The sequence below is a fragment of the Candidatus Magnetaquiglobus sp. genome (assembly GCF_058402785.1).
Genome location: NZ_JBZVFG010000015.1, coordinates 72,114 through 78,465, shown reverse-complemented (window position 1 = coordinate 78,465; position 6,352 = coordinate 72,114). Strand labels below are relative to the sequence as shown.

The window sequence follows — 6,352 nt, the reverse complement described above, 5'->3', positions numbered from 1 at the left end:
GAGAACCCCCTCACCCCCCAACCGTGAACCTCCCTTACGGGAGTTCCACGGTAAAAAGACGTGAAAATCGCTTTTTTTGAAGAGCGCGCCAAAGACCAAAGACTTCAAGACAAAGACGCCGGAAAAGTCAAAATCAAAACCTCGGAGGCTCTGCCTCCAAACCTCCGCCGGGGACCTTCGGTCCCCCGTCCCCCGCGACGGTTGAAGTTCCTTCTCCCGCCTCAATGCCTGAAATGCCGCACCCCGGTGAACAACATCGCCATGCCATGCTCGTTGGCCGCCTGAATCACCTCTTCATCCCGAATCGACCCGCCCGGCTGAATGACCGCCGTGGCCCCCGCCGCCGCCGCCGCGTCAATCCCATCCCGGAACGGGAAGAAGGCATCCGAAGCCATCACCGATCCGGCCACCGGATTGCCGGATCGCCCGGCAGCCAAAGCCGCATCGTTGGCCTTGGCAATGGCAATGCGCGAAGAGTCCACCCGACTCATCTGACCGGCACCTACCCCAACCGTGGTCAGATCACGGGCGTAAACGATGGCGTTGGACTTGACATGCTTGGCGATCTTCCAGGCAAACAACAGATCACGCCGCTCCTCGGGCGTGGGCGCACGCCGCGAAACCAACTTGAGATCCCCCTCGCGCAACTCGCCAACATCCGGTTGCTGCACCAACAACCCCCCAACCACCCGCTTGAGATCCATTTTCAACAACCCCTCGCGGGAGACGACCGGCGCCAACGGCGAGGAGGTCTCCAACAGCCGGAGATTGTTTTTTCCAGACAAGATCTTGCGGGCCGCCTCGGTGAAACCCGGCGCGATGATCGCCTCGATGAAGGTGGTGGCGATCTCCTTGGCCAATGGCTCGTCCACCGGACGGTTCACCGCGATCACCCCACCAAAGGCCGAAACCGGATCCGTGTCACGGGCACGTAAATAAGCGGTGAGCAGATCCGGATCCGTGGCCACGCCGCACGGGTTGGTGTGCTTGATGATGGCGATGGTGGGCTCGGAAAACTCGCGCACCAGCTCGAAAGCACCGTTGGCGTCATTGATGTTGTTGAAAGATAGCTCCTTGCCCTGCAACTGACGGGCATGGGCGATGTTGCCGCCCGCCGGGGAGCCGTCCCGATAGAAGGCGGCACGCTGATGGGGGTTCTCGCCGTAACGCATCTCCTGCTGCTTGACGAATTGCAGGGTGAGTACCTCGGGAAACATCCCCGGCTTGTTGTCCGCATCCAGCGCGGTGAGCCAGTTGGCGATGGCGGCATCGTAGGCGGCGGTGCGCGCGAAGGCCTTGCGGGCCAACTCGGCGTTGGTGCGCGCCGATACCGCGCCATGATTGGCACGCATCTCGGCCAATACCCGGACGTAATCCTCGGGATCGACCAGCACCGTCACCCAACGGTGATTCTTGGCTGCGGAACGGATCATGGCCGGACCGCCGATGTCGATGTTCTCCACCGCCTCCTCCAGAGTACACCCCGGACGGGCTACCGTGGATTCGAAGGGGTAGAGGTTGATCGCCAGCAGATCGATCGGTTCCAGATCGTGCTCTTTCATCTGGGACTGGTGCTTGCGGTTGTCGCGCACCCCGAGCAGTCCACCGTGAATGCGTGGATGCAGGGTCTTGACACGCCCGTCGAGCATCTCCGGAAACCCGGTGAAATCCGAGACCTCGGTCACCGCCACGCCATTGCCCTGCAACGCGCGCGCCGTGCCGCCGGTGGAAAGAATGCTCACGCCCATGGCGGCCAGTCCCTCACCGAGAATGGCCAGTCCGGTTTTGTCCGATACGCTGATCAAGGCGCGTTTGATGGGGATCATGCTCATGTGTGGTTCGACAACCGTTAACGGTTCCTCTGCAAAAGGGCGGCAAAAAAGCCGTCGCACCCGGCGACGTGCGGCAGAATCACGAGATCCCGCTCCTGGAAGTATAATCCCGCGTACCCTTGCGCCGCCAGGGGCGGCATGGCAGAGAGATGTCGAAAGTTCTGATTTTCATTAACAAATCGTTCGACCACCGCCTGGTTCTCCTGGCGCAGCAGGGAACAGGTGGCGTAGACGAGCCGTCCGCCGGGCCTGAGCAGCGTGGCGGCGGCGTTGAGCAGGGCGCTCTGCCGGTCGGCAAGCGCGGCGATCTGGGCCGGGTCAAGATGCCATTTGATCTCCGGGTGACGGCGCAGGGTGCCGGTGCCGCTGCATGGGGCATCGACGAGCACGGCATCCACCTTGCCGACGTGTGGCTTGAACCACGGGTCGCGCTCATGACGCAGCGTTTGGACCCGCACCAGGCTGGTCCGGGTGCGGCGGGTGCGTTGGGTGAGCCGGTTGAGACGGCGGGCATCGGTATCCGTGGCCAGGATGCGTCCCTGGTTGCGCATCAGCGCGGCCAGATGAAGGGTCTTGCCGCCCCCGCCGGCGCACAGATCCACCACCGTCTCCCCCGGACGAGGCCCGAGCAGGGGGGCGATCCACTGGCTCCCCTTGTCCTGGATCTCGAACAACCCGTCGTGAAACGGCTCCAACGTGGTGACCGGCGGATGGCCGGTGAGTCGCAGGGCGTCGGGGGTATCCTCCAGGGGGAAGGTGTGGATGCCGGCGGCCAACAGACGCTGACTCAGGGTGTCGCGGTCGATGCGGGCGCGGTTGACGCGCATGTCGGTGGATGCCGGTTGGTTGAGGGACAGGCCGAGGGCCAGGGCCTGCTCTTCGCCCCATTGGGCGACGAACGTCTCCCAGAGCCAGTCGGGCAGGGAGCAGCGAATCGGCGCGGAGGAGACAAGGGTGGACGCGGCGGGGTTGTCCAGGTCGCTGGCGGCAGCGGCGACGAGTCGGGTCACCCGGTCGTTGCCGCCGGCGGATTCGGCGTCGGCTTCCAGTCGCCGCAGGTGTCGCAACGCATGAAACACCAGATCGCCCACCCGTGCCCGCTCCGTGGAGCCGGAGTTGCGTTGCGAGAAGAGTTGACGCAACGCCCCATCCGCCGAGGTGTGATGGTCGAGGATCTCTTCCAGGACGCGCTCGGCCAGTCGGTGGGAGAGATCGGGGGTCATGCGTCGGGCGCCTGCGTGTCGTTGGCCACGGTGACCTCGAGCACGCTGATCACCAGCACTGCCAGCGGCACCGCGAAAAAGACCCCGGCCACCCCCCACAGGGAACCGAACAGCAGCACCGCCAGCATGATCGTGGTGGGGTGGACGTGTACCGTCTCGCCGAGGATCATCGGCGCCACCAGGTTGCCATCCACCAGTTGCAAAATGCCGTAGATGACCAGCGGATGGGTGGCATCCCAGGTAATGCCCCATTGCAGGATGCCGAGCACGATCACCGGGATGGTCACCACGGCCAGCCCCAGAAAGGGGATCAGCACCGACAGGCCGGTCAGCACCGCCACCAGAAAGGCATACTGAAAGCCGATCAGCACGAAGCCGAGATAGCTGGCCGATCCCAACAAGAGCATCTCCCAGAACTTGCCGCGAATGTACCCGCCCACCCCGGCGTTGACCTCGCGCAGCACCTTGACCAGCAGGGTGCGCTCCCTGGGCAGATAACGGGAGAAGGCTCGCAGCAGTTCGGTTTTGTCCTTCATGAAAAAGAAGATCAGAAACGGTACCAGAAGCAGGTAGACCAGCATCGACACCAACCCCGGCAGCCCCCCCTTGAGCAGCACGGAGATCGACTCGGCGGCCCACCCCTGGGATTTTTCCACCAGGCCCAGCAACATGCTCTCCGCGAACGGGGTGTCGATGAATCCGGAGGCCGAAAGGGTGATCTGATGCAGCAGGGCTTTCAAGGTTTCGGTGATTCTCGGGATTTCGGTCGAAACCCGCGACAGTTCCTGGGCCAGGGCCGGGACCAGGCTGAAAAAGAAGGCGATTCCGAGCAGGATGAAGAGGCTGAATACCAGCAGTACCGCCAGGATGCGCGGCACGCGCAGCCTCTCCAGCGGGCGAACCATCCCTTCCAGGAGATAGGCCAACACCACGGCGGTCAGGTAGGGGGCCAGGGCCGAGCCGAAAAAGGTGATGGTGAGCACCGCGCCGAGCAGGGCCAGGAAGAGTCCCATGAACTGGGGGTTGTGGAGTTTTTGCAGGTATCCGGCGAGCAGGGGGGGCATGGCTTGGGAGTCTCCTCAAAGGCTCGTTCAGGTATGGCTCGACCCTGTTGTTTCGGAATGGCGATCCCATGTCGTTCATGGGCGATTCGATTGTTCGCGATCGCAAGGAGAAGCGGCAAGTCGATGCTTGTTCGGATGGCCTGGATGATTATAGCCAGAAATTCCGTCCACCAACAGGATTCATGCGGGCCAGGAGGGTGCGATGCCGCATAAGGGTTGACTTGAGTCAAGAATGGAGCGTGAATCGACCGCTTCTCCATCGGCGTGATCGGATCGGGGTGCGTGACAGAAGGGGTTGCACGAGAAGCGGGCGGAAACGTCGAATACCCGCCGCCGCGGGTGGCCTGGCACCGGGAGTCGGGTGAGGACGCCGCCCCGCCGGGTCTCCGGCGCCGGGTTCCCGGCGTGGGGCCTCGCCCGGACTCAATCGTCGTTGACCACCTTGGCCGCGCCCAGAGGCAGACGTCCGTGCAGCAGATCCAGGAACGACTCCCGACCCAGGGGTGGGGAGAAGAAAAATCCCTGCACTTCGTCGCCCCCCTGTTGTTTGAGAATGTTCAACTGCTGATCGCTCTCCACCCCCTCGACCACCACCCGCAACCCCAACTGCTGGGCCATGGAGATGATCGCCGAGGTGAACGAGGCGTTGCGTCCATCCGGGGTGAGATCCTTCACGAACGACCGGTCGATCTTGATCACCTGGATCGGCAGGCGTTTGAGCAGCGCCAGGGAGGAAAAGCCGGTGCCGAAGTCGTCCATGGCGATGGAGATGCCCAGATCGCGCAGCTGATTCAAGGTCTCGGCGGCCTGTTCGGGATTGCCGAGCATCATGCTTTCGGTGATCTCGAGTTCGAGATTCTTGGCGGGAAAGCCGGTTTCGACCAGGGTCTCCTCGACCATGCTCACCAACCGTTCGCCGTCGCGGAATTGCAGCGCGGAGAGATTGACCGCCAGTCTCAGGTCGGTGAATCCCTCCTCGATCCAGAGGGTGGCATCGCGACAGGCGGTGCGCAACACCCAGGCCCCCACCTGGGTGATCAGGCCGGTTCCCTCGGCCAGGGGGATGAACTGCTTCGGAAACAGCACGCCCTCGCGGGGATGGTCCCAGCGCACCAGCGCCTCCATGCCGGAGAGTCGTCCGGTGGCCAGGCGGATCTTGGGTTGATAGTCGATGAAGAACTCATCGTTCTGAAAGGCGAGGCGCATCTCCCCCTCGAGGGTCATGCGCTGGTGGGCCTGACGATCGATCTCCTCGGAAAAAAAACGGAAGGCGTTGCGACCCGACTGCTTGGCCAGATACATGGCCGAGTCGGCGTTGCGGGCCAGATCGTGGGGAGTGGCCCCGTCGTCGGGGAACATGCCGATGCCGACGCTGCCGGAGATGGCCACCTGCTGCCCCTTGAGAATGAACGGGGTGGAGAGTTGCTCGAGAATTTTTCGCGCCACCAGTTCGGCCATCGATTCGTGGAGGATGTCGGAGAGAATCACCGTGAACTCATCCCCGCCCAGGCGGGCCACGGTATCCGACTTGCGCACCACCCCTTTCAGGCGTCTGGCCACCTCGATGAGCAGGGTGTCCCCGGCATCGTGGCCCAGGGTGTCGTTGACCCACTTGAAGCGATCCAGATCCACGAACAGCAGGGCGAAGTGACGGCGGCGCCGTTCGCCCACCAGAACCGCCTGTTGCAACCGGTCGTGAAAGAGTTTGCGGTTCGGCAGACCGGTGAGGGCGTCGTACTCCGCCTGCTCGCGCAGTTGGGTTTCGAGTTTTTCGCGGCGCCGGATCTCCTCCTGGAGGCGGAGATTGGTTTTTTCCAGAATGTCGCGTTGTCTCTTCAAGGCCAGATGGGCGGCGACTCGCGCCCGCACCACCGCCGGATTGACCGGCTTGGTGAGAAAATCGACCGCACCCGCCTCGAAACCGCGCGTCTCCGCGTCCATGTCGTTCAACGCGGTCACCAGAATGACCGGAATCCCGCAGGTCGCTTCCTGGGCACGCAGCCATTGGCACACCTCGAACCCGTCGATTTCCGGCATCATCACGTCGAGGAGCACCAGATCCGGGTGGTTGGCGACCGCGCTGTCCATGGCGGCCTGGCCACTGGTGGCGAACAATACCCGACACTCCCGCAGGAGGATGTTCCCCAGCAGGCGGATGTTGTCGGGTGAGTCATCCACGACCAGAACCGTGGGTAGCGTTTCGACCGGTTCCATGGGTCTCTCCTTCCCTGCG

The 6,352-nt window shown here is 63.2% G+C and carries 4 protein-coding genes; all 4 read right to left on the bottom strand.

Annotation, left to right across the window (positions count from 1 at the left end; translation table 11 throughout):
* Window positions 1–221: 221 nt before the first annotated feature.
* Window positions 222–1,826: a bifunctional phosphoribosylaminoimidazolecarboxamide formyltransferase/IMP cyclohydrolase gene (purH, locus tag ACV4UY_RS07380; RefSeq protein WP_491606968.1), complete on the bottom strand. Its 1,605-nt coding sequence runs from the start codon at window positions 1,824–1,826 to the stop codon at window positions 222–224.
* A gap of 23 nt (window positions 1,827–1,849) precedes the next feature.
* On the bottom strand, window positions 1,850–3,055 hold the full coding sequence (locus tag ACV4UY_RS07375; protein ID WP_491606963.1) for an RsmB/NOP family class I SAM-dependent RNA methyltransferase: 1,206 nt from the start codon (window positions 3,053–3,055) through the stop codon (window positions 1,850–1,852).
* Complete coding sequence (locus ACV4UY_RS07370; protein WP_491606962.1) at window positions 3,052–4,119, bottom strand: AI-2E family transporter; 1,068 nt, start codon at window positions 4,117–4,119, stop codon at window positions 3,052–3,054. Before ACV4UY_RS07370 ends, ACV4UY_RS07375 begins: the two co-directional genes overlap by 4 nt.
* Before the next feature lie 423 nt (window positions 4,120–4,542).
* Window positions 4,543–6,333, bottom strand: coding sequence for a putative bifunctional diguanylate cyclase/phosphodiesterase (locus ACV4UY_RS07365; RefSeq protein WP_491606961.1), 1,791 nt, complete (start codon window positions 6,331–6,333; stop codon window positions 4,543–4,545).
* Window positions 6,334–6,352 lie beyond the last annotated feature (19 nt).

Coding starts and splice junctions, on each gene's coding strand:
- purH (WP_491606968.1), bottom strand. CDS start 1,826: ATGATCCCCATCAAACGCGCCTTGATCAGCGTATCGGACAAAACCGGA.
- ACV4UY_RS07365 (WP_491606961.1), bottom strand. CDS start 6,333: ATGGAACCGGTCGAAACGCTACCCACGGTTCTGGTCGTGGATGACTCA.
- ACV4UY_RS07370 (WP_491606962.1), bottom strand. CDS start 4,119: ATGCCCCCCCTGCTCGCCGGATACCTGCAAAAACTCCACAACCCCCAG.
- ACV4UY_RS07375 (WP_491606963.1), bottom strand. CDS start 3,055: ATGACCCCCGATCTCTCCCACCGACTGGCCGAGCGCGTCCTGGAAGAG.